This window comes from Pseudomonas sp. PI1, from assembly GCF_000812405.1.
Lineage (GTDB): Bacteria > Pseudomonadota > Gammaproteobacteria > Pseudomonadales > Pseudomonadaceae > Pseudomonas > Pseudomonas citronellolis.
This window is the reverse complement of record NZ_JWMC01000094.1, coordinates 110,568-132,375: the sequence shown is the minus strand read 5'-3', so window position 1 is coordinate 132,375 and position 21,808 is coordinate 110,568. Positions and strand designations below refer to the sequence as shown.

19 protein-coding genes are annotated in these 21,808 nt (G+C 69.1%); 4 read left to right on the top strand and 15 right to left on the bottom strand.

Going from position 1 to position 21,808, the window contains the following annotated elements; genetic code table 11:
- Positions 1-7 precede the first annotated feature (7 nt).
- Complete coding sequence (locus RN02_RS27670; RefSeq protein WP_009623090.1) at positions 8-898, bottom strand: LysR substrate-binding domain-containing protein; 891 nt, start codon at positions 896-898, stop codon at positions 8-10.
- A gap of 107 nt (positions 899-1,005) precedes the next feature.
- On the opposite strand from RN02_RS27670, the gene RN02_RS27665 reads away from it, so the two are divergent.
- Positions 1,006-1,581 (top strand): nuclear transport factor 2 family protein, encoded by a 576-nt coding sequence (locus RN02_RS27665; protein ID WP_009623091.1) that lies wholly within the window; start codon positions 1,006-1,008, stop codon positions 1,579-1,581.
- 59 nt (positions 1,582-1,640) lie between these two features.
- Entirely contained in the window at positions 1,641-2,519 is an 879-nt protein-coding gene (locus RN02_RS27660; RefSeq protein ID WP_043318373.1) for an alpha/beta hydrolase, read from the top strand.
- A gap of 60 nt (positions 2,520-2,579) precedes the next feature.
- Here the strand turns inward: RN02_RS27660 and RN02_RS27655 are convergent, their stop codons facing one another.
- The 8 genes from RN02_RS27655 to RN02_RS27620 all read right to left on the bottom strand — a co-directional run bounded on the left by RN02_RS27655 (position 2,580) and on the right by RN02_RS27620 (position 11,713).
- Positions 2,580-3,941 (bottom strand): outer membrane beta-barrel protein, encoded by a 1,362-nt coding sequence (locus tag RN02_RS27655; protein ID WP_009623095.1) that lies wholly within the window; start codon positions 3,939-3,941, stop codon positions 2,580-2,582.
- 97 nt (positions 3,942-4,038) lie between these two features.
- Positions 4,039-4,416, bottom strand: a complete 378-nt coding sequence (locus RN02_RS27650; protein ID WP_043318371.1) for a nuclear transport factor 2 family protein — start codon at positions 4,414-4,416, stop codon at positions 4,039-4,041.
- Positions 4,406-5,290: a fumarylacetoacetate hydrolase family protein gene (locus RN02_RS27645; protein ID WP_043318369.1), complete on the bottom strand. Its 885-nt coding sequence runs from the start codon at positions 5,288-5,290 to the stop codon at positions 4,406-4,408. The genes RN02_RS27650 and RN02_RS27645 overlap by 11 nt, the downstream gene beginning before the upstream one ends.
- A gap of 10 nt (positions 5,291-5,300) precedes the next feature.
- On the bottom strand, positions 5,301-5,879 hold the full coding sequence (locus tag RN02_RS27640; RefSeq protein WP_043272027.1) for a VOC family protein: 579 nt from the start codon (positions 5,877-5,879) through the stop codon (positions 5,301-5,303).
- 23 nt (positions 5,880-5,902) lie between these two features.
- The gene (locus RN02_RS27635; RefSeq protein ID WP_052267896.1) at positions 5,903-7,201 is read right to left on the bottom strand and encodes a 2-oxo acid dehydrogenase subunit E2; all 1,299 of its coding nucleotides are present in this window, start codon (positions 7,199-7,201) and stop codon (positions 5,903-5,905) included.
- A gap of 12 nt (positions 7,202-7,213) precedes the next feature.
- Entirely contained in the window at positions 7,214-9,874 is a 2,661-nt protein-coding gene (gene mdeB / locus RN02_RS27630) for an alpha-ketoglutarate dehydrogenase (RefSeq protein WP_043318367.1), read from the bottom strand.
- A gap of 101 nt (positions 9,875-9,975) precedes the next feature.
- Positions 9,976-10,482 carry a flavin reductase family protein gene (locus tag RN02_RS27625; RefSeq protein WP_009623110.1) on the bottom strand — a complete coding sequence of 169 codons (507 nt, stop codon included), beginning with the start codon at positions 10,480-10,482 and terminating at the stop codon, positions 9,976-9,978.
- A 16-nt stretch (positions 10,483-10,498) separates the two neighbouring features.
- Complete coding sequence (locus RN02_RS27620; protein ID WP_051879091.1) at positions 10,499-11,713, bottom strand: acyl-CoA dehydrogenase family protein; 1,215 nt, start codon at positions 11,711-11,713, stop codon at positions 10,499-10,501.
- Between the two features lie 480 nt (positions 11,714-12,193).
- On the opposite strand from RN02_RS27620, the gene RN02_RS27615 reads away from it, so the two are divergent.
- Positions 12,194-13,003, top strand: coding sequence for a TetR/AcrR family transcriptional regulator (locus RN02_RS27615; protein WP_082033907.1), 810 nt, complete (start codon positions 12,194-12,196; stop codon positions 13,001-13,003).
- Here RN02_RS27615 and RN02_RS27610 read toward each other — a convergent pair.
- The 4 genes from RN02_RS27610 to RN02_RS27595 are packed head-to-tail and all read right to left on the bottom strand — an operon-like array spanning position 12,934 to position 19,655.
- Positions 12,934-13,926 carry a LysR family transcriptional regulator gene (locus tag RN02_RS27610; protein WP_052267893.1) on the bottom strand — a complete coding sequence of 331 codons (993 nt, stop codon included), beginning with the start codon at positions 13,924-13,926 and terminating at the stop codon, positions 12,934-12,936. The two genes, RN02_RS27615 and RN02_RS27610, sit on opposite strands and share 70 nt — an antisense overlap.
- A gap of 33 nt (positions 13,927-13,959) precedes the next feature.
- Positions 13,960-15,357 (bottom strand): efflux transporter outer membrane subunit, encoded by a 1,398-nt coding sequence (locus tag RN02_RS27605; RefSeq protein ID WP_043318364.1) that lies wholly within the window; start codon positions 15,355-15,357, stop codon positions 13,960-13,962.
- On the bottom strand, positions 15,354-18,488 hold the full coding sequence (locus RN02_RS27600) for an efflux RND transporter permease subunit (RefSeq protein ID WP_043318362.1): 3,135 nt from the start codon (positions 18,486-18,488) through the stop codon (positions 15,354-15,356). Before RN02_RS27600 ends, RN02_RS27605 begins: the two co-directional genes overlap by 4 nt.
- Before the next feature lie 39 nt (positions 18,489-18,527).
- Positions 18,528-19,655, bottom strand: coding sequence for an efflux RND transporter periplasmic adaptor subunit (locus tag RN02_RS27595; RefSeq protein WP_009623120.1), 1,128 nt, complete (start codon positions 19,653-19,655; stop codon positions 18,528-18,530).
- Positions 19,656-19,875: 220 nt separating this feature from the next.
- Here RN02_RS27595 and RN02_RS27590 point away from each other — a divergent pair, with 220 nt between their 5' ends.
- Positions 19,876-20,643, top strand: a complete 768-nt coding sequence (locus tag RN02_RS27590) for an IclR family transcriptional regulator (protein WP_043318360.1) — start codon at positions 19,876-19,878, stop codon at positions 20,641-20,643.
- Between the two features lie 45 nt (positions 20,644-20,688).
- Here the strand turns inward: RN02_RS27590 and RN02_RS27585 are convergent, their stop codons facing one another.
- Both RN02_RS27585 and RN02_RS27580 read right to left on the bottom strand, forming a co-directional pair.
- Complete coding sequence (locus RN02_RS27585; protein ID WP_009623122.1) at positions 20,689-21,087, bottom strand: ArsR/SmtB family transcription factor; 399 nt, start codon at positions 21,085-21,087, stop codon at positions 20,689-20,691.
- Positions 21,084-21,734, bottom strand: a complete 651-nt coding sequence (locus RN02_RS27580) for a peroxiredoxin (protein WP_043318358.1) — start codon at positions 21,732-21,734, stop codon at positions 21,084-21,086. Before RN02_RS27580 ends, RN02_RS27585 begins: the two co-directional genes overlap by 4 nt.
- Positions 21,735-21,808 lie beyond the last annotated feature (74 nt).

Genomic DNA, 21,808 nt, shown 5'->3' with positions numbered 1-21,808 from the left:
CCCGGACTCACTCGCCGGCCAGCCCCTGGCGGGCGATGCCCAGGAAGGCGCGCACGGCGCCGCCGGTTTCCTCGTTGCGGCTGACCAGCAGCAGGTCGGCCTGCGGTTCCATGCCGCCGAGCCGGCGGTAGGCCACCCCCGGGATGTGCACCTGCAGCAGCGGCTCGGGCACCAGCGCCACGCCCATGCCGGCGGCCACCAGCGCCAGCACGCTGAGGGTGCTGCTGGTGCGGTGCACCTTGGGCTCGCGCCCCAGCGCCCGGCGCAGGCCGCCGAGCATGTTCTCGTCGGCGCCGTGGGCGGCATAGACGATCAGCGGTTCCGCGCCGAGCATCGACACCTGCAGCGGCTGGGCATCGACCAGCGGATGGCTGTCGGGCATGGCCACCAGCAGCGGCCAGGTGCCGATGCGCTCGAAGCACAGCGAGTCGTCGACGATCTGCCCGCCGTGGCTGGGGGCGTAGCCGATATCCAGCTGGCCGGCCTGGATCGCCTCGACCTGCAGGTGCGGCGCCAGTTCGCGCAGCACCACCTCGGCCTCCGGGTAGACGGCGTGGAAGGCCCGCACGTCCGCCATCAGCCGGCCGCTGAACACGGCGTTGCCGGCGAAGCCGATGCGCACCGTGCCCATCTCCCCGCGCAGCGCCCGCTGCACCGTGCGCTGGGCGTGTTCAGCCTGGGCCAGGGTGCGTTCGGCCTCGCCACGCAGCATCCGGCCGGCCTCGGTCAGTTCCACCCGGCGGCTGGTGCGCACGAACAGCGGGCCGCCGAGTTCCTCTTCCAGGGCGCGTATCTGCATGCTCAGCGCCGACTGCACGATGTGCAGGCGCTGGGCGGCGCGGCCGAAATGGCCTTCCTCGGCGACGGCGAGGAAGTAGCGCAGGTGACGCAGGTCCATGGGCATATCCTTCAGAATTAGTGATTGATTGTTCAGATCAATCTATTTGAGTTCGCTACCGCGCGGGAAGATGCTGAGGCGATTTCCCACAAGCAAGAGAACACACCATGCACAGTTACCTGGAAGACCGTCTGCAGATCACCGACCTGATCACCGGCTGGATCCACCGCGACCTCGGCCAATGGGAGCGCCTGGCCGGGCTGTTCCACCCGGACGGGGTGATCGAGGTCACCTGGTTCGAAGGCCCCTTCTCCGACTTCATCGAAGGCTCGCGGCGCATGGGCGCCTCCGACCTGCGCACCAAGCACCTGATCGGCACCCCGGTGGTGGAGATGAACGGCGAGCGCGCCATCGTCGAGACCAACGCGGTGATAGTCGCCGAGAACGTGCGCCTGGGCCTGGGCTGCAGCGTGCACAACCGCTTCTACGACCTGGCGGAAAAACGCGACGGCCAGTGGAAGCTGCTCAAGCGCCAGAGCATCTACGACATGGGCGGCTTCAGCTTCCCGCGCGGGCCGGTGGCGGTCGAGGCGCAGGTGCTGGAGCGCTATCCGCGCGAGTATGCGCCCCTGGCCTACCTGCTGGAGAAAAGCGGCTTCCCGTTGGGCCGGACCTTCGCCACCCGCGGCAGCGAGCTGGAACGCTCCATGCGGCAGGCGGCCCAGGCCTGGCTCGCCGCCTAGCCTTCGCCCGGCGCCAAAGGATCGGAAAACCACAACAACAAGAAGAGGAGCGAAAAACCATGTGCAAGCAGGACTATGTCTTCCGCGGGCTGGGCGTCACGCTGTCCGGCCGCGGGCGGATACCGGAGGCCGAAAGCCCGGACCGGCATCCGCTGATCATCGCCATCCACAGCGGCACCTATTCCTCCCGCTACTTCGACGTGGCGGGCTATTCGCTGCTGGACCGGGCGCAGGCGCAACAGCTGCCGATCTTCGCCATCGACCGCCCGGGCTACGGCCTGAGCGTGGAATACGCCGCCAACGCGCCCAGCATCATGGACAACGCGGAGATTCTCGACTCGGCCATCCATGGCCTGTGGCACAGCTATTCGCACAAGGCCTGCGGCATCGTCCTGGTCGGCCACTCGATCGGCGGGGCCATCACCATCGCCATCGCCGCGCGCCAGCCGTCCTGGCCGCTGCTGGGCATCGCCATCTCCGGCGTCGGGCTCGACCCGGTGCCGGCCTCCAAGGACAAGTGGAACCAGGTGCCCGCGGAACAGGCCCTGGTCAGCGTGCCGCCGGAGGCGATGGACGGGTTCTTCTTCGGCCCGCCGGGCACCTACGAGCAAGGCGTCATGCCGCAGGCCAGCTACGGGGCGAGCGCCCCTGCCCCGCGCAGCGAACTGATCGACATCGGCATGCACTGGCCGAAGCAGGTCGGCCGGCTGGCTGCGCAGGTCAAGGTGCCGGTGCACTACCGGCAGCCCGAGTTCGAACAGCTGTGGCCGGTCGACGAGGCGACCATCCAGCGTTTCGCCGATGCCTTCGTCAACTGCCCGGAGATGGATGCGGCGCTGTTCAGGGACGCCGGCCACTGCATCGATTTCCATCGCTCGGGCGAGGCCTTCCAGTTGCAGCAACTGGCGTTCGCCAAACGCTGTGCCGCCCGCGCATAGGTCCCGGGCCGGCAGAAAAGCCCTGGCAGCTTGGGCTGCCAGGGCTTTTTTCATTGATCGTCAGAAGTACAGGAGCGCTTCCACCATCGCCGTCAACTGGTCGCGGTCCCGGCCGTTGCCGAACGGGCGATCGTGTTCGCGGGCGTCGAACCAGTCATAGCGCAGCTCCGGGCGCAGCGAGAGGTTCTTGCTGACCTCGTAGCGGAAGCCGCTGGTGATGGCGTTGAAGTCCCCGCGGGCGGTGCTGGTGGGGAACAGCGTGAAGCCGTCCGGGTCGCTGAAATGCTCGCCGCGCACCGAGAACGACAGATCGGGCCTGACCTGGTAGGTGACCACCGCGTTGACGCCCCACCAATGGGCGCCATCGAAGCCCGGCCCGGTGATGATGTCCACGGTCGACGGCTTGCCGTCGCCGTCCTGGCGGCCATAGACCAGCTCCGCGCCCATCGACCAGCGCTCGTCGAAGCGGTGCCAGCCGTTCAGCGAATGCTGCTGCCGGAGCTGGCCGTCCGGGGAGATCAGCCGCGAGGTCGGCGCCTGGACGTCCTTGACGCTGTCGTTCTGCTGGTTGCCCAGCATGAACTCGTAGTCGACCCAGGTCTGCATGTCGGGCGTGCGCCAGCGCAGCGCACCGAACAACGCCTTGTCGTCGTTGTTGTCGCGCAGGTTGCTCCAGCCCTGGGCCACGCCGAGTTCCACCCCCAGCAGCCCATGCGGGCTGTCGAGCAGGCGGGTGCCCAGCATCACGCCGCTGACCGTCACCAGGTTGCTGACGAAGGCGTAGGTCCGGCTGGCGAAGGGGTTGCGGGCCAGGCGGATGTTCGGCGGAATCTCGTAGCCGAAGGCCGGGCCGAAGATGCCCGCCATGACGGTGAAGCCCTGCCCATAGGGCAGGTAGGCGGTAGCGGCCAGGTTGGGCATGGAGACGAAGTTCTGCCTGTCGCGCCGGGCCTTCTCGGTGTCGTCGTCGCCGGGCGAATTGACGTCCCAGTGCATGTCCCAGCCGAAGGCCCGGGAGAACTGGGCGTTGCGCCCGTACAGGGCTTCGAAGGTGAAACCGAAATCCGCCTGCTCGGGAGCCGGGCCCGGCAGCGGGGTGATGCGCGGGATGAAGTTGGCCTTCAGCGGCTTGTCGACGAACAGGTGCAGGCTGCCCAGCTCGAAGCCTTCGTCGGAAAAACCGGTGATGGGGAGGTTGCTGAGGCCGTCGCGGCGCTCATCGTGGGTGGAGCGGTTGTTGCGGGAGTAGCCGATGTCGAGCAGGAAGGAGGTGGTGATGCCGTAGTCGCGTTGCAGGCCGTCGCCGAACAGGCTGCGGAACAGCGTGCCTTCGGCGGGCTCGCCGGCCGGCTCGGCGTGGCAATCGATTATCGCGAAGGCGGCCAGCACCGCACCCAGCGCTTTCACCCGGATGTTGTTCATGGAAGTGGACTCTTGTTGTTGTTCTGTCAGTGGGGTGGGTTCCGGCGTCCCTGCCGGCGCGGGCCGTCGCCGGCCCGCGAACTTGCATCGGTCTCCGTCAGAGGTTGGTGGCCTGGAAGGCGCACTGGCGCCAGCCGTCCTCCCCGCGCAGCCACACCTGGGTGGTGTAGGCCTTCATCAGCCGCTCCTCGCCGCTCTCGCGCAGGACGATGGCCTGTTCCAGGCGGCCGCTGGCGATGGCGGTGTCGCCGAACACGCGCACGCGCATGTCGCTGCGCTCGACGCTGAGGAAGTCGATGTGTTTGGCGACCATTTCCAGGTACTGCTCCTTGTCGTCCACCTTGCCGGTGGCGTGGACGTGCACCAGGGCGTCGTCCATCAGCGCCGCCAGGGTTTGCAGGTCGCGCTGCACCAGGGCGCGGCAGCGCTCGCTTTCTAGACGCAGGATTTCCTGCTGGATGGCTTCAGCGTGCATGGCCGTCTCCTGCCGCGCGCTCGGCGCGGACGATGTTCTCGATGGCACCCAGGCCGTCGATCTCCACCCGTACCCGGTCGCCCTCGCGCAGCCAGCGCGGCGGCTTGAAGCCCACGCCGACGCCGCCGGGGGTGCCGCTGAAGATCACGTCGCCCGGCTCCAGGGTCATCACCTTGGACAGGTGCTCCACCTGCTGGTAGCAGTCGAAGATCAGCTCGCGGGTGTTGGAGTCCTGGCGCTTCTCGTCGTTGACGAAGCAGCGGATGCCCAGTTCGTGCGGGTTGCCCACTTCGTCCGGGGTGACCAGCCAGGGGCCGAAGGGCGCGTGGCCGTCGAACGACTTGCCGAGCACGAACTGCGAGGTGCGCAGTTGCCAGTCGCGCACGCTGACGTCGTTGCCCACGCAGTAGCCGAAGATCGCTTCGCGCGCCTGCTCGCGGCTGACGTGGCGGCAGCGCTTGCCGATCACGAAGACCATCTCGGCCTCATAGTCCAGCTGCTCCGACACCCGCGGCAGGTCGATGGGCGCGTAGGGGCCGTTGGCCGCGGTGTTCATCATGGCGAACCACAGCTGGTCGGCCGGCGTGGCCATGCCCGACTCGGCGACGTGGTCGGCGTAGTTCAGGCCGATGCCGAGGATCTTGCCCGGGCGCGGCACCGGGGCCAGGAGAGTCACCTCATCGAGGGCGAAGTCCGCCTTCTGCAGCTGCGCCAGGCGCTGCAGCGGCTCCTGCCAGAGCTGCCATTCGCCGATCAGCCCGGCCATGTCGCGCGGCGCGGCGGACAGGTGGTCGGCGACGCGGATGATGCCCTCGCCGCTGACGATGCCGACGCCCACCAGGCCGCCGGGGGTCTTGAAGGTGCAGAGTTTCATGGTCGTTTCCTTATCCCAGTACGGTGCGGGTGCCGGTGGCGGCGGTGCCCAGCCGGCAGAGCTCGGCGTCGCTGGCGCCGCTGCGCCACAGCTCGACCATGGCGTCCGGGTCGAACTCCAGGCCGATGGGGTCGTTGGCGAAGGTTTCGCTGTGGAAGAAGGCCGCGGCGTCGGCGGCCTCGACGAAGTTGTCCACCTGCAGCTCGATGTCGTTGCCTTCCGGGTCGCGGAAGTACAGCGAGGTGGTCGGCCCGTGGTTGATGCACCAGTAGGGGCGGATGCCCTCTTCCTTCAGGCGCAGGTAGGTGTTGAGCAGGTCGGCGATGCTGGCGTAGCTGTAGGCGATGTGGTGCACGCCGGTGACCTCGTCGGACTTCGGCGGCAGGTGCGGCATGTTGAAGAAGGCCAGGCGGTGGTGCTCGTCGTCGTAGGTGATGAAGGTGAGGATGTCGTCCTCGAACACCAGTTCGGCCTGGAACAGCTTGCGGTACCAGTCGACCATGGCCTTGCGGTCGGCGCAGCGGAACACCAGGTGGGCCATTTTCATCGGCACGATGCGTTCGGCGGGCGTGGCTTGGGAAGCAGTCATCTCGGTTCTCCTTGTTGTCGTACTCAGACCAGCACCCGGCGGAAGTCGCCGAGCAGGGTCGCCAGGTAGGCGAGGAAGCGCCCGGCCTCGGCGCCGTCCACCGCGCGGTGGTCCCAGGACAGCGACAGCGGCAGTTGCAGGCGCGGTTCGAAGGCGCTGCCGTTCCAGCGCGGTTGCAGCTCGGCGCGGCCGACGCCGAGGATCGCCACTTCCGGCGCGTTGATGATCGGGGTGAAGTGGCCGCCGCCGATGCCGCCCAGGGACGAGATGGAGAAACAGCCGCCCTGCATCTGCGCCGGGCTCAGCTTGCCGGCGCGGGCCAGTTGCGAGAGCTCGGCCATTTCCTGCGCCAGCGCGGCGATGCCCTTGCGCTCGGCATCGCGGATCACCGGCACCACCAGGCCGTTGGGGGTGTCGGCGGCGAAGCCGATGTGGAAGTAGTGCTTCTGCACCACTTCGTCGCCCTCCAGGCTCACGTTGAACTGCGGGAAGCGTTGCAGCGCCGCCACGCAGGCCTTGATCAGGAAAGCCAGCAGGGTGACCTTGGCCTGCCCTTCGCGTGCCTCGCCGTTGAGCTGCACGCGCAGCGCTTCCAGCTCGGTGACGTCGGCCTGGCTGTGGTTGGTGACGTGGGGGATGCTCACCCAGTTGCGGTGCAGGTTGGCCGCCGAGATGCGCTTGATGCGCGACAGCGTGCGGCGCTCGACGTGGCCGAACTGGGCGAAGTCCACCTGCGGCCAGGGCAGCAGGTCGAGCCCGCCGCCGAGTTTGGCGGCGGCCATCGGTTGCTCGCGCTGGGCCTTGACGAAGGCCAGCACGTCCTCGCGCAGCACCCGGCCGTTGGGGCCGCTGGCCGGCACCTGGTCGAGGTCCACCGCCAGTTCGCGGGCCAGCTTGCGCACCGCCGGGCCGGCCAGGGCCAGTTGCGGTTTGCGGACTTCTTCAGCGGCGGGCGCCGGCGCAGCTTGCACGCTGGGCGCGGGAGCGGCGGCCACCGGTTCGGCTTTCGTCACGACAGGCGCGGCCTCGGGAATCGCAGGCGCAGCTTCGGCGACCACAGGCGCGGCGGCGGGCGCAGCCGCGCCCTCCCCGGCCGGCTCGATATGGGCGATCACGCTGCCCCGGGAGACCTTGTCGCCCGGCTTGATCAGCACTTCGCGAATGGTGCAGGACAGGGTGCTGGGCACGTCCATCACCGCCTTGTCGGATTCGAGCACGATCAGCGGCTGTTCCACGGCGACCACATCGCCGGCCTTGATCAGCACCTCCACCACCGGCAGGTCCTTGAAGTCGCCGATATCGGGAACCATCAGTTGTTGCATGGCGTTCACTCCTCAACGGTTCCAGGGGGCGCCGGCGGCGCCGTCGATGGCGTAGCGCGCGCGGGCCTGGGCATGCTTGTCGCGGTCGATGCCGGCCAGCGCCGCCAGGGCGATGTGCTGGCGGTCCAGCTCGAAGAAGCGGCGCAGCGCCGGGCGGGTGTCGCTGCGGCCGAAGCCGTCGGTGCCCAGGGCGGTGTACGGCGCCCGCAGGTAGGGCGCGATCAGCTGCGCGTAGCCGCGCACGTAGTCGCTGGCGGCCACCACCGGCACTGCGCCGGGCAGGCAGGTTTGCAGGTGGCTGCGCGCTTCGGTCTGCTCGCCGAACAGTTGCTCGCGTTCGACCTCGCGGGCCTCGCGGGCCAGTTCGGAGAAGCTGGTGACGCTCCAGATCTCGCTGGCCACGCCCCACTCTTCGGCGAGCAGCTCGGCGGCGCCGATGACCTCGCGCAGGATGGCCCCGGAGCCGAGCAGGCGTACCGCAGGCGCGCCCTCCCCGCGGGTACCGAACAGGCGCATGCCCTTGATCACGTCGGCGTGCTGCGCGGCGTCCAGCGGCGCCTGCACGTAGTTCTCGTTGGTCACCGTCAGGTAGTAGAACTCGTCGTGCTGCTCTTCGAGCATGCGCCGGCCGCCGTGGTCGATGATCACCGCCGCCTCGGCGGCGAAGGCCGGGTCGTAGGCGCGGCAGTTGGGCACGGTGGAAGCTATCAGCTGGCTGGTGCCGTCCTGGTGCTGCAGGCCCTCGCCGGCCAGGGTGGTGCGCCCGGCCGTGGCGCCGATCAGGAAGCCGCGGGCGCGCTGGTCGGCGGCGGCCCAGATGAGGTCGCCGATGCGCTGGAAGCCGAACATCGAGTAGTAGATGTAGAACGGCAGCATGGCCACGCCGTTGACGCTGTAGGAGGTGGCCGCCGCGACCCAGGAGGAGATCGCCCCGGCCTCGGTGATGCCTTCTTCCAGCAGCTGGCCGTCGCGCGCTTCCTTGTAGTAGAGCATCGCCCCGGCGTCTTCCGGCTCGTAGAGCTGGCCGGCCGGCGAGTAGATGCCGATCTGGCGGAACAGGTTGGCCATGCCGAAGGTGCGCGCTTCGTCGGCCACGATCGGCACGATGCGCGGGCCCAGCTGCTTGTCCTTGAGCAGGTTGGAGAACAGCCGCACCACCGCGGTGGTGGTCGAGCTTTCGCGCTCGTCCGGTTGCAGGGCGAACTGCGCGTAGCTCTCCAGCGCCGGCAGCGCCAGGGGTTCGGCCTGGCCGACGCGGCGCGGCAGGTAGCCGCCCAGGGCCTCGCGGCGCTCGCGCAGGTAGCGCAGCTCGGCGCTGTCCTCGGCCGGCTTGTAGAAGCGCATCTCTTCCAGGGCGGCGTCGTCCAGCGGCAGGGCGAAGCGGTCGCGGAAGGCCTTGAGCGCGTCGATGTCGAGTTTCTTCTGCTGGTGCGAGGTGTTGCGCGACTCGCCGGCCTGGCCCATGCCGAAGCCCTTCTTGGTCTTGGCCAGGATCACCGTCGGCCGGCCGTCGTGCGCCTTGGCGGCGGCGAAGGCGGCGTGCAGCTTGCGGAAGTCGTGGCCGCCGCGGCGCAGGCCGTCGATCTCCTCGGGGCTCATGTGCGAGACCAGCGCCTGCAGTTCCGGGTCGAGGTCGAAGAAGTGCGCGCGGTTGTAGTTGCCGTCGTTGGCGCCGAGGGTCTGGTACTGGCCGTCCACGGTGTGGGCGAAGCGGCGCAGCAGCACGTGGTTGCGGTCGCGGGCGAACAGCGCGTCCCAGTCCGAGCCCCAGATCACCTTGATCACGTTCCAGCCGGCGCCGCTGAACAGCGCTTCCAGTTCCTGGATGATCTGCCCGTTGCCGCGCACCGGGCCGTCCAGGCGCTGCAGGTTGCAGTTGATCACGAAGGTCAGGTTGTCGAGCTTCTCGCGGGCGGCCAGGGACAGCGCGGCGAGGGATTCCGGCTCGTCCATCTCGCCATCGCCGAACACGCCCCAGACATGGCGCTGGGCGGTGTCGGCGATGCCGCGGTGTTCCAGGTAGCGGAGGAAGCGCGCCTGGTAGATGGCGCTGATCGGGCCGATGCCCATGGAGCCGGTGGGGAACTGCCAGAAGTCCGGCATCAGCCAGGGGTGCGGGTAGGAACACAGGCCGCCGCCGTCCACTTCCTGGCGGTAGCGCTGCAGCTGTTCCTCGCCCAGGCGCCCTTCGAGGAAGGCGCGGGCGTAGACGCCGGGCGCCGAGTGCGGCTGGAAGTACACCAGGTCGCCCTTGCCGGCGGCGCTGTCGGCGCGGAAGAAGTGGTTGAAGCCGACCTCGAAGATCTCCGCCGCCGAGGCGTAGCTGGCGATGTGGCCGCCCAGCTCGCCGTAGGCCTTGTTGGCCCGCGCCACCATGGCCAGGGCATTCCAGCGGATGATCGAGGTGATGCGTTCCTCCATGGCCAGGTCGCCGGGGAAGGCCGGCTGCTGCTCCAGGGGGATGCTGTTCTGGTACAGCGAATAGGGGTGCGCCGAGGGGCGCACGCCCAGGTGGCTGGCATGCTCGGCCAGGCGCTGCAGGAGGAAGTCGACGCGCTCGCCGCCGGCGCTGCGCGCCACGGCCTCCAGGGCGTCGAGCCATTCGTGGGTTTCCTGGCGGTCGCTGTCCTGTTCGGCGCGCTCGCGGGGTGATTCGGTGATCCTGGCTGTCATGGTTCTTCGCTCGATCAGGGTTTCGCAGGCGCGAGCCGCCCCCGGGCGCCCCCTGCCGGGGGCGCCGTGGCGTTCGCGCGGTCAATCGTCGGTGCGCGGGCCTACCAGCCTTCGCGGCAACCGTTCCACTCGGCGCCCGGCGAGCGGGCGTGCATCTGGTGGTAGCGGCCGCTGTAGAACAGCAGCGGCTTGCGCTGCTCGCCGATGCGCAGGTGCTCCACCTCGCCGATGTACAGCTGGTGGTCGCCGGCCGGGTGCACGTCCACCGTGCGCGCCACCAGCTGCACCAGGCTGCCGTCCAGCAGCGGGGTGTCCTGGTGCTGGCAGAACGGCAGTTCCAGCCCCTCCTCCGGGCGCCCGCCGAAGTGCGCGCTCAGCGGGCGCTGGGTCTCGGCGAGGAAGTTCACGCCGTAGCGCACGCCCTCCTTCACCCACTGGTTGAAGCGCGAGGCGTTGCGCACCGAGACGAGGATCAGCGGCGGCTCCAGCGACACCGACATGAAGGCGTTGGCGGTCATGCCGGCCGGCTCGCCGTCGGCGAGGTAGGTGATCACGGTGACGCCGGTGGCGAACTGGCCCATCACCGTACGCAGGAGTTTGGGATCCATGGGGTTGCCCTCCCGGTCAGATCAGCGGGGTGACGGTGTTTTCCAAGCCCAGCAGCGCCTTGCCGTACAGCTCCAGGCCGATGCTCGGCAGGGCCACGGCGTGCCGCGCGGCGGTGTTGGAGTCGCGCCACCAGCGCTGCATCGGGCTGCTCTCGGCGAAGCTGCCGGCGCCGTGGGCGGTGAGCAGGATGTTGATGGCGTCGGTGATGTGGCTGTTGACCAGGCCGACGTCGGCGCGGATGCGCGCGCGGGTGGTGGCGTCGAGCTTGCGGCCCTCGCGCGCGGCGGCGTCGATCTCGTCGACGGCGCGGAAGGCGCGCAGCTCGGCGCTGTCGATCTTCAGCGCGGCCTCGGCGACCTGGGCCTGGAACAGCACCGAGTCGGTCTGCTTCTCGAACGAGGTGTAGGCGATGGCGCGGCGCGGCGCGTTGTCGATCACGTACTTCAGCGCGGCGCGGCCCAGGCCCAGCTGCGGGCCGTTGAGGATCAACGCGGCGAAGGGCACGAACAGCGGGCGGTAGCTGGCCTCGTCCTTGAATTCGGTGGGGTAGTCGCCCTCGATGGCCGCGCCCATGTTCAGCAGGCGGTGGTCGGGCACGAACACCTCCTCGGCGACGATGCAGTTGCTGCCCGAGGCGCGCATGCCGGTGGTGAACCAGGTGTCTTCGATGCAGAACTGTTCGCGCGGGATCAGCGCCAGGTACTGGGCCACCAGCGCGCCGTTGGCGTCGCGCTCCTCGGCGCCCACGGCGGCCCAGTCGGCGTGCAGGCTGCCGGAGGAGAAGTACCACTTGCCGGAGACGATCAGGCCACCCTCGACGCGGCGGGTGTTGGGCGATGCGTTGAACACGCCGGACACGCGGGCGTCGGGGTTGGCGCCGAACACTTCGTTCTGCGCGCGCTCGCTGAACAGGCTGGTGAACCAGGCGCAGACGTTGGTCAGCGCGGCCACCCAGGCAGTGCCGCCGCAGCCTTCGGCGAGCGCCGCGGACACTTCCAGGTGCGAGCGCAGGGTGCCTTCGTGGCCGCCGAAACGCTTGGGCACCATCAGCCGGAACAGCCCGGCGTCGCGCATGGCCTGGATGTTCTCCTCGGCGGCGCGGCGATTCCTCTCCGACTCCGCGGCGTTCTTGCGCAGCAGCGGCTGCAGCGCTTCGGCGCGCTTGACCAGTTCCTGCAGGGAGGGACGCTGCTCGGCCAGCGGCAGCACGCTTACGTCGGACACTTTCATCGCTTCTTTCATGGCTTCGACCTTGTATGTCACAATGACTAAAATGTCATTCATTTGTTCTGGGCGAACGAATCCGCCGGCCGTGGCGCCAGGGCGCAGTGGACGGCAACGGATTCCTCGCGGGCAGGCGTCGGCGCTCAGGACCTTGGCGGCCCCGAAGGCATACGGTTACCCGGAGTGGCTAGGAATGCGGGAAATATCAGGCGCGCGGGCGCTTGCGGCGCGGCGGCGGAGGAAGCGGGCGGGACAGGCGGGGTGGCAAGGCGTTACGGATCATTTTTCGTCTCCTGTTGTTTTTATGACGAAAGCGCCAGAGCGACGAATACGTTATAGACTGAACATACTTGTCATTCCGACATTGGTCAGCAATGTAGGACAGACGCCCCGCTCGTACAAGGGGTGCGATCAAATAAATTTATTCACCCGACTATCGGCATAGTTTTTAACAATGACATTTTGTCACTCCCGGAGATGAAGTCCGTGTCCGACGACCAACAGCCCTCCCCCCGCGGACGGGCCAACCCCGACCACCGCCCGAAGATGGCGGAGAAGAAACGCCTGCTGATGCGCACGCGCCTGCTCGACGCGGCGATGCGGGTATTCGCCGAGCCCGGCTCGGCCACGCCGGTGATCGACGACGTGATCCGCGAGGCCAAGGTCTCGCGCGGCACCTTCTACCGCTACTTCGACTCCCTGGACCAGGTGCTGGTCGCCCTCGGCCAGGACCTGAGCAACCAGATGACCACCGACATCCTGCCGCTCTACGACATCCTCGAGGAGCCGTGGAAGCGCATCTCGGTGGGTTTCCGGGTGTTCCTGGTGCGCGCCCTGCTGGACCGCAAGTGGGCCGGCTTCGTCACCCGCGTCGACGTCTGGCCGCACCACGCGCTGGTGGCCGAGTACATGGGCCGCGACCTGGAAAGCGGGCGCGCCGCCGGCGAACTGCACTTCGAGCGCCTCGACGCCGCCACCGACTTCCTCATGGGCGCCTCGGCCCTGTGCATCCAGACCATCCTGCAGGGGGTGGAGAAGGTCAACGAGTACGTCGACGCCTGCGTGCACATGGCCATGGCCAGCCTCGGCTACGACGCGGCCACCTGCCGGCGCGGCGTGGACTTCTCGCTGACCTACCTGCAGGACTGGGGCTCGGGCGCGCTGGACCTGCCGCGCCCGGTATGGTCGCTGAACCTCAACTCGCGCGAGGGCCGCGAGTTCCTCGCCTATCGTCGCAACGGGGCCCGAGCGTCGCCGCCGCACCCGGCCAGGCGCGGCCGCGGGCGGGCCCAGTAGCGCGGGTCGTCGAGCACCGCCAGGTCGCTGGCGAAGGCCTGTGGCAGTTGCGCCTTGAGGAACTCGACCCAGGTGCGGATCTTGGCGTCGAGGAAGCGTCGCGAGGAATACAGGGCGAAGACGTCGCGGCCGTGCAGGCGCAGCTGTGGCAGGACCCGCAGCAGCCGCCCTTCGCGCAACGCGCGGGCGGCGACGAAGCCCGGCAGCAGGCACACGCCCATGTCCGAGGCGGCGGCCAGGCAGGCCGCCTCGGGGAGGTTGACGCGCAGCACGTCCTCGAAGGCGAAAGGTGCCTCCTCGGCCTGCTCGCTGAAGTACCAGCCATCGGGAAACAGCGGGTCGGCCAGCATCAGGCAGCGGTGTTCGCGCAGGTCTTCCGGGCACCTCGGCACCCCGTGGCGGTGCAGGTACCCGGGCGCGGCGCAGAGCACGCTGAACACCCGCCCCAGGCGCTGGGCGACGAAGGCCGAGTCGGGCAGCCCGCGGGACAGGGTGACCAGCACGTCCAGGCCCTCCTCCAGCAGCGCCGGGGTGTCCTGGGTCAGCGACAGGTCGATGGACACCTCCGGGTAGCGCTCGCGGTACGCGGCGATCAGCGGTGTCAGGTGCTCCAGGCCGAACTCGGTCACCGCGTGCAGGCGCAGCCGCCCGCTGGCCCGCGACAGCGAGCCGGCGGCCTCGGCGGCGGCGTCGTCGATCTCGCCGAGGATGCCCTTGCAGCGCTTGAAGTAGCGCCGGCCGGCCTCGGTCACCGCCACGCTGCGGGTGGTGCGTTGCAGCAGGCGCGCGCGCAGCTGCTCCTCCAGGCCTGCGATCAGCCGCGAGACCTTCGACGGCGACATGTCGAGGGCGCGGGCGGCCTGGCTGAAGCTGCCGCTCTCCACCACCCGCACGAAGGCCTGCATGCCTTGCAAGAGGTCCATGGCCCTACTCCCCGGCGGCGCGCGCCGCGGCCCTCATCTGTCGCCCCCGCCGAGGGCCTTGTACAGCGCCACCAGGTTCTGCTGGCGGGCCAGTTCGGTGGCCACCAGTTCCTGCTGCGCGGCGAACAGGCTGCGCTGCGCGTCCAGGGAGTTGAGGTAGGTGTCCACGCCCTGCTCGTAGCGGGCCCGGGCCAGGTCGTAGGAGTGGGCGTTGGCCTTCACCAGCAGCGCCTGGGCGCGCACCTGCTCCTGCAGGGTGCCGCGCGCGGCCAGGCCGTCGGCCACCTCGCGGAAGGCCACCTGGATGGCCTTCTGGTAGTTGGCCACTTCGATGGAGGCCTGGACCTTGGCCACGTCGAGGTTGGCCCGGTTGCGGCCGCCGTCGAAGATCGGCAGGCTGATCGACGGCACGAAGCTCCAGGCGCCCTGCCCGCCGGCGAACAGCTGGCCGAGCTCGGCGCTGGCCGAACCGGCCGAGGCGGTCAGGCCGATGCGCGGGAAGAAGGCCGCGCGCGCCGCGCCTATGTTGGCGTTGGCGGCCTTGAGCGCGTGCTCGGCGGCGAGGATGTCCGGGCGCCGGGTCAGCACCTGCGAGGGCAGGCCCACCGGCAGCGCCTCGTCCAGCGCCAGCGCCTGCGGCGCCGCCTGGCGCAGCCGCTGCGCATCCAGCGGCCGGCCCACCAGCAGTACCAGGGCGTTGCGGTCCTGCGCCACCAGGCGCCGGTACTGCGCCTGGCTGGCCTCGGCGGCCCGCACCGTGCTTTCCGCCTGGCTCAGGTCCAGCTCGGTGGCGACTTCCGCGGCGTAGCTGCTGCGGATGGTGGCGTAGCTCTGCCGCTGGCTTTCCAGGGTCTGCCGGGCGATGGCCAGGGACTGCAGGTCCGCCTGCAACTGGTAGTAGGCCGTGGCTACCTCGGCGACCAGGGCGATGCGCGCGCTGCGCTGCGCCTCCACCGTCTGCAGGTAGGTCTGCAGCGCCTGTTCGTTGAGGCTGCGTACCCGGCCGAAGAAGTCCAGTTCATAGGAGGCGATGCCCACCCCGGCGTCGTAGCGGTGGGTGGTCTCCGTGCGGCCGCTGCTGGACAGGTCCGCCGGGGTGCGCTGGCCGTTGCCGGAGGCGCTGGCGTCGATCGAGGGCAGCAGGTCGGCGCGGCTGATGCGGTACTGCGCCCGCGCCTTCTCGATGTTCAGCACGGCCACGCGCAGGTCGCGGTTGTTCTCCAGGGCATCGGCGACCAGGGCCTTGAGCTGTTCGTCCTTGAAGAAGCCCTGCCAGGGCAGCAGCGCCTGCGCCGCGCCGGCCCGGGGCGCGGCCCAGTCCTGCGCGACCGGGCTTTCCGGGCGCTGGTAGTCGGGGATCAGCGAGCAGCCGCCGAGCGCGCCCACCGCCAGGGCGACGCTGAGCATCGCCCGCCATTTCAGCTGATTCATGCGTGTTCTCCCTGCTGGGCGTCGAGTGGTTTCGCCTTGCGGCTGAACAGGCGGGTGATCAGCACGTAGAACATCGGCACGAAGAACACCGCCAGGAAGGTCGCGGTGAGCATGCCGCCGACCACCCCGGTGCCGATCGAGTGCTGGCTGCCGGAGCCCGGCCCGTGGGAGATGGCCAGCGGCAGCACACCGAGGACGAAGGCCAGCGAGGTCATGATGATCGGCCGCAGGCGCAGGCGCGCCGCCTCCGAAGCCGCCTTCAGCAACGGCATGCCCTGCTCGTGCAGCGCCTTGGCGAACTCGACGATGAGGATGGCGTTCTTCGCCGACAGGCCCACGGTGGTCAGCAGGCCGACCTGGAAGAACACGTCGTTGGCCAGGCCGCGGCCGAGGGTGGCCAACACCGCGCCGATGACGCCCAGCGGCACCACCATGATCACCGCCAGGGGCACCGTCCAGCTTTCGTAGAGAGCCGCCAGGCAGAGGAACACGATCAGCACCGAGATGGCGTACAGCGCCGGCGCCTGGGAGCCGGACAGGCGTTCCTCGTAGGAGATGCCGGTGAACTGCAGGCCGATGCCGTCGGGCAGTTGGGCGACGATGCGCGCCACCGCCTGCATGGCGTCGCCGGAACTGTAGCCGGGGGCCGGCTCGCCCTGGATTTCCACCGCCGGCACGCCGTTGTAGCGTTCCAGCTTGGGCGAGCCGTAGGTCCAGTAGCCGGAGGCGAAGGCGGAGAACTTGACCATCTCGCCACGGGCGTTGCGCACGTACCACTTGGCGAAGTCCTCGGGCGAGATGCGCGAGTCGATGGCGCCCTGCACGTAGACCTTCTTCACCCGTCCGCGGTCGACGAAGTCGTTGACGTAGGCCGAGCCCCAGGCGGTGCTCATGGTGGCGTTGATGTCGCTGATGCTGACCTGCAGCGCGCGGGCCTTTTCCTTGTCGATCACCACCTGGTACTGCGGCTCGTCGTTCATGCCGTTGGGCCGCACGTTTTTCAGCACCGGGTCGGCGGCGGCCAGTTCGAGGAACCTGTCGCGGGCCTGCATGAGCTTCTCGTGGCCCAGGCCGACGCGGTCCTGGAGGAACAGGTCGAAGCCGGTGGCGTTGCCCATCTCCAGGATCGCCGGCGGCACGATGGCGATGGCGGTGCCGTCCTTGATCTGCGCGATCCGCGCCTGCAGGCGCTGGGCCAGGGCGAAGATGCTGGTGTCGTCGCGGCCGCTACGCTCCCCCCACGGCTTCAGGCCGATGAAGAGCATCCCGGAGTTCTGCCCGCGGCCGGCGAAGTTGAAGCCGCTCACCGTGTACGCGGAGTCGATCAGCCCGGCCTCGTCGTGCAGCAGGTAGTCGCGGATCTCGTCCAGCACCACCTGGGTACGGGCAGCGCTGGCGTTGCTCGGCATCTGCACCTGCACCACCATGTTGCCCTGGTCCTCGTCGGGCAGGAAGGCGCTGGGAATCTGCGGGAACAGCCACACCAGCGCAACTACGATCAGCCCATAGATGCCCAGGAACAGCCCCTTGCGCCGGGCGATGGCGTCCACGCCGGTCTTGTAGCGCTCGGCGCCGCGGTCGAAGCTGCGGTTGAACCAGCCGAAGAAGCCCTTCTTCTCGTGGTGGCCATGCACCGGTTTGAGCAGGGTGGCGCACAGCGCCGGGGTGAAGATCATCGCCACCAGCACCGACAGGGCCATGGCCGAGACGATGGTGACCGAGAACTGCCGGTAGATGATGCCGGTGGCGCCGCCGAAGAAGGCCATGGGCACGAACACCGCCGAAAGCACCATGGCGATGCCCACCAGGGCGCCCTGGATCTGTCCCATGGACTTGCGCGTGGCCTCCCGGGGCGAGAGCCCCTCCTCCACCATCACCCGCTCGACGTTTTCCACCACCACGATGGCGTCGTCCACCAGCAGGCCGATGGCCAGGACCATGCCGAACATGGTCAGGGTGTTGATGGTGAAGCCGCAGGCCGCCAGCACGCCGAAGGTCCCCAGCAGCACCACCGGCACCGCCAGGGTGGGGATCAGCGTGGCGCGCAGGTTCTGCATGAACAGGTACATCACCAGGAACACCAGGAGGATGCCTTCGAACAGCGTCTTGACCACCTCATGAATGGAGGCGCTGACCACGGGCGAGGTGTCGTATGGGTAGACTACCTTCAGGCCCTTGGGGAAATAGGGCTCCAGCTCGGCCACGGTCTCGTGCACGCGCTTGACGGTGTCCAGCAGGTTGGCCCCGGTGGCCAGGCGCAGGGCGATGGCCGCCGCCGGCTTGCCGTTGTAGGTGCCGGAGATGGAGAAGTTCTCCGAGCCCAGGCCGACCTCGGCCACGTCCTTCAGGCGCACCTGGGAGCCGTCCGGGTTGACCTTCAGGAGGATCTCGCGGAACTGCGCCGCGGTGGTCATCCGCGACATGCCCAGCACGGTGGCGTTCAGTTGCACGCCCTGGTGCGTCGGCAGGCCGCCGAGGGCGCCGGAGGATACCTGCACGTTCTCCGCGCGCACCGCGTCGATCACGTCCTGCGGCGTCAGCTGGTAGCTGAGCAGCTTCTGCGGGTCGACCCAGATGCGCATGGCGTACTGCGCGCCCAGCAGCAGGAAGTCGCCGACGCCCTTGGTGCGGGTGATCGGGTCCTTGAGGTTGGAGGCGATGTAGTTGCCGATGTCGAAGTCGTCCATGCTGCCGTCCTCGGAATACAGGCCGACGATGAGCATGAAGTTGATCTGGTACTTGGCCACCCGCAGCCCCTGCTTCTGCACCTCTTCGGGCAGCAGCGGGGTGGCCAGCTGCAGCTTGTTCTGCACCTGTACCTGGGCGATGTCCGGGTCGGTGCCCTGGTCGAAGGTGACGATGATGTTGGTGCTGCCGTCGGCGTTGCTCTCCGAGGAGATGTAGCGCAGCCCGTCGAGGTTGTTCAGCTGCTGCTCGATGGGTTGCACCACGGTGTCCTGCACCGTCTGCGCCGAGGCGCCGGGATAGGTGACGGTGGTGATGATCGCCGGCGCGGCGATGTTCGGGTACTGGTTGACCGGCAGCTTGAGGATGGAAAGCCCACCCGCCAGCATGATCACGATCGCGATCACCCAGGCGAAGATCGGCCGGTTGATGAAGAAGGATGCCATTGGGAATTACCGGAAGATTGCGGCTAGGCCGGGGCAGTTCTATTCGTGGGAGCTGGCGAGGGTCTGCACGGGCGCGACGTTGTTCGCCGCCACCGGCTTGAGCACGGCGCCGGGGCGCACGCGCTGCACGCCCTCGGTGACGACGCGCTCGCCGGCGGCCAGGCCCGACTCCACCAGCCACTGGTTGCCCAGGGTGCGCGACACCCGCACCTGGCGCAGCTCGGCCTTGTCGCCCTCGCCCACTACCCAGGCGGTGGCCTCGCCCTTGAGGTCGCGGCTGATGCCCTGCTGCGGCACCAGCAGCGCCTGGCGGCGCATGCCTTCGGCCAGGGAGCCGTGGACGAACATGCCCGGCAGCAGGAGGCCGTCCGGATTGGGGAACACCGCGCGCAGGGTCACCGCGCCAGTGCTCGGCTCCACCGTCACCTCGGAGAACTTCAGCACCCCGGGCAGCGGGTAGCGCGAGCCGTCCTCCAGGCTCAGGTGCACCTGCACCTGGCCCGGGCCGGCCATGCTCAGTTGCCCGGAATCCAGCTCGCGGCGCAGCCGCAGCATGTCGGTGGCGGCCTGGTTGACGTCGACGTAGATGGGGTCGAGCTGGTTGATCGAGGCCAGCTCCTGGGCCTGGCCGGCGTTCACCAGCGCGCCCTCGGTGACGTTGGAACGGCTGATGCGCCCGCCGATGGGCGCCAGCACGCGGGTGTACTCCAGGTTGATGCGGGCGGTCTTCAGCTCGGCCTCGGCCTGCTTCCAGGCCGCTTGCGCATCATCGAACTGCTGGCGGCTGATGGCGCGGGTCTCCAGCAGGCGCTGGTAGCGCTGCGCCAGGTTGCGCGCGCTGTCGCGGGTGGCCTGGGCCTTGTCCACCGCGGCCTGGTACAGCGCCGGGTCGATCTGGTAGAGCTGCTGGCCCTTCTTCACCACGCTGCCTTCGGCGAACAGGCGCTTCTGGATGATCCCGCTGACCTGCGGCCGCACTTCGGCCACGCGGTAGGGCGCGGTGCGCCCGGGCAGGTCGCCGCTGAGCAGGACGTCCTGCGCCTTGAGTTCGACCACGCCCACCTCGGGGGCCGCAGCCTCCACCTTCTGCTCGGTCTTTTCGCACGCCGCCAGCACCAGCGCCGTCGACAACAGGGCCCCGAGGCTCCGCAAAGCTCTGACTTTCATGGTTTCTCCTTGGACATGCCGCCAATGCCCGAATGGCCGCGCGGAGGACTTCCGCCAACGGCGGGGCCGGATCGGGCGAGGCGGCAGTGTACCACAATACGATTATCTGTATCGCAATATGGTACAACTGAATTCACAGCTCCTGCCGAGCGCGCGGCAAGGCTGTACACTCCGCCGGTCGCCACGGCGCATGCGGCGATGCAGAGCTTCGAGGAACGAGATGAGCGAAGAGAAAGACATGCCGGAAGAGTCGCGCGGCGGCGGCATCCAGGTGATCGCCCGGGCCAGCGCCATCATGCGCGCGCTGGGCGCGCAGCCCCAGGGCCTGAGCCTGGCGGCCATCGCCCAGGCCGTCGGGCTGCCGCGTTCGACGGTGCAGCGCATCATCGGCGCGCTGGAAGCCGAGGCGCTGGTGGAGGCGATCCGCCCCGGCACGGGCTACCGCCTGGGCCCGGCGCTGGGGCAACTGATCCACCAGGCCCACAGCGACATCATCTCGGTGGCCCGGCACTCCCTGGAACGACTCTGCGACGCCCTGCAGGAAACCGTGGCGCTATCCTGCATCCGCGCCCGCCAGACCCACGTGATCGACCGCGTGATCGCCGAGACCGAGTTGCGCGTGGTGATCCCCATGGGGCACTCCCTGCCCATGCATGCCACGGCCGACGGCAAGGTGCTGCTGTCCACCCTGGACGACGACAGCATCGCCCAGTGGCTGGGCCCCTCCCCGGCCAGGCTGACCCCTCACACCCGCGACCTGCCGGCGCTGCTCGCGGAAATGCGGGCCATCCGCCGCAGCGGCATGGCCCGGGACGTCGAGGAACACACGCCGGGCATCAGCGCCCTCAGCATCCTGATCCCCACGTTCATGGGGCCGCACGCGGTGTCGGTGGTGGCGCCCAGTACGCGCTTCCAGGCTCGCGAGGCCTACTTCCGCGAAGCGCTGGAGGTGTGCAAGACGGAAATCAGCCGGCAGGCGGGGATGTAGCCAGAAGAAGTGACCGCCGCTGCGCGCGGCGGTATGGCGGCAGGCCTAACGCTCGATACGGGCGAAGCGCGCGCTCTCCCCGGGCGCCGGCGTCGCCCTGGCGGGGAGCCGGGCCGCCTGTTGCAGCTGCGGATCGCCGCACAGCGCCTCGTGCAACGCTTCCAGCAGCACCTGCACGCGGGCATCGGCCAGGCTGTAGTAGATCGAGCGGGATTCGCGGCGGGTCTTCACCAGTTGGTTCTGCCGCAGTTCCGCCAGTTGCTGCGACAGGCCGGGCTGGCGCAGGCCGAGGTCGCGTTCCAACTCGGCCACGGAGCATTCGCCACGGGCGATCTGGCAGAGCAGCAGCAGGCGCGTCGGGTTGGCCAGCAGGCGCAGCAGTTCGGCGGCGTCGTTGGCGCGTTCCTTCAGGGCTTCCAGGCCCTCGTCGGCCGGCGCTTTCATGGTTTCTTCCAGCGGTAGTACCAGGTTTCGTCCGGGCCGGGCTCGACCTGCAGCGCCTCATGGGCATCCAGGGCCACCGGCTCCAGCAGCGCGCCGCCGGGCTGCCAGCCCTCCGGCGTGGAAGCGGCGTACTGGTCGGTGGCCTGCAGCGCGGCGACCAGGCGCAACAGCTCCTCCACCGAACGGCCGACGTTCATCGGGTACCAGCTCAGGGCGCGGATGATGCCCTCCGGGTCGATCACGTAGCTGACCCGGGTGGTGGAGCTGTCCACCGCGTCGGGGCCGACCATGCCGTAGCCGCGGGCGATGGCCATGGAGGGGTCTTCGATGATCGGGAAGTCGATGGCCACGCCGAAGCGTTCGTGGATGTCGCGTATCCACGCCAGGTGCGAGTAGAGGCCGTCCACCGACAGCGCCAGCAACTCGCAGCCCAGTGCGTCGAAGCGCGGCTTGGCGCGGGCGAAGGCGATGAACTCGCTGGTGCACACCGGGGTGAAGTCCGCCGGGTGGGAGAACAGCAGCAGCCAGCGGCCGCGGTAGTCGCTCAGGGCGACGTCGCCGCGGGTGGTGCGGGCGCGGAACTCCGGCGCACGGTCGTTCTGGCGCAGCGGCGGCATGGAGGGAGCGGAACAGGCATTGGCTTCCACGGTGATCCAGATCCTCGGCTGAACAGGCCCGTCATGCTACCGCCCCGGCCCGGTAGCGTCGACGGCGACACTTC

Excerpts from the sequence above, each read along its gene's own strand:
- RN02_RS27670 (WP_009623090.1), bottom strand. The coding sequence starts at position 898 with ATGGACCTGCGTCACCTGCGCTACTTCCTCGCCGTCGCCGAGGAAGGC.
- RN02_RS27665 (WP_009623091.1), top strand. The coding sequence starts at position 1,006 with ATGCACAGTTACCTGGAAGACCGTCTGCAGATCACCGACCTGATCACC.
- RN02_RS27660 (WP_043318373.1), top strand. The coding sequence starts at position 1,641 with ATGTGCAAGCAGGACTATGTCTTCCGCGGGCTGGGCGTCACGCTGTCC.
- RN02_RS27655 (WP_009623095.1), bottom strand. The coding sequence starts at position 3,941 with ATGAACAACATCCGGGTGAAAGCGCTGGGTGCGGTGCTGGCCGCCTTC.
- RN02_RS27650 (WP_043318371.1), bottom strand. The coding sequence starts at position 4,416 with ATGCACGCTGAAGCCATCCAGCAGGAAATCCTGCGTCTAGAAAGCGAG.
- RN02_RS27645 (WP_043318369.1), bottom strand. The coding sequence starts at position 5,290 with ATGAAACTCTGCACCTTCAAGACCCCCGGCGGCCTGGTGGGCGTCGGC.
- RN02_RS27640 (WP_043272027.1), bottom strand. The coding sequence starts at position 5,879 with ATGACTGCTTCCCAAGCCACGCCCGCCGAACGCATCGTGCCGATGAAA.
- RN02_RS27635 (WP_052267896.1), bottom strand. The coding sequence starts at position 7,201 with ATGCAACAACTGATGGTTCCCGATATCGGCGACTTCAAGGACCTGCCG.
- mdeB (WP_043318367.1), bottom strand. The coding sequence starts at position 9,874 with ATGACAGCCAGGATCACCGAATCACCCCGCGAGCGCGCCGAACAGGAC.
- RN02_RS27625 (WP_009623110.1), bottom strand. The coding sequence starts at position 10,482 with ATGGATCCCAAACTCCTGCGTACGGTGATGGGCCAGTTCGCCACCGGC.
- RN02_RS27620 (WP_051879091.1), bottom strand. The coding sequence starts at position 11,713 with ATGAAAGTGTCCGACGTAAGCGTGCTGCCGCTGGCCGAGCAGCGTCCC.
- RN02_RS27610 (WP_052267893.1), bottom strand. The coding sequence starts at position 13,926 with ATGGACCTCTTGCAAGGCATGCAGGCCTTCGTGCGGGTGGTGGAGAGC.
- RN02_RS27605 (WP_043318364.1), bottom strand. The coding sequence starts at position 15,357 with ATGAATCAGCTGAAATGGCGGGCGATGCTCAGCGTCGCCCTGGCGGTG.
- RN02_RS27600 (WP_043318362.1), bottom strand. The coding sequence starts at position 18,488 with ATGGCATCCTTCTTCATCAACCGGCCGATCTTCGCCTGGGTGATCGCG.
- RN02_RS27595 (WP_009623120.1), bottom strand. The coding sequence starts at position 19,655 with ATGAAAGTCAGAGCTTTGCGGAGCCTCGGGGCCCTGTTGTCGACGGCG.
- RN02_RS27590 (WP_043318360.1), top strand. The coding sequence starts at position 19,876 with ATGAGCGAAGAGAAAGACATGCCGGAAGAGTCGCGCGGCGGCGGCATC.
- RN02_RS27585 (WP_009623122.1), bottom strand. The coding sequence starts at position 21,087 with ATGAAAGCGCCGGCCGACGAGGGCCTGGAAGCCCTGAAGGAACGCGCC.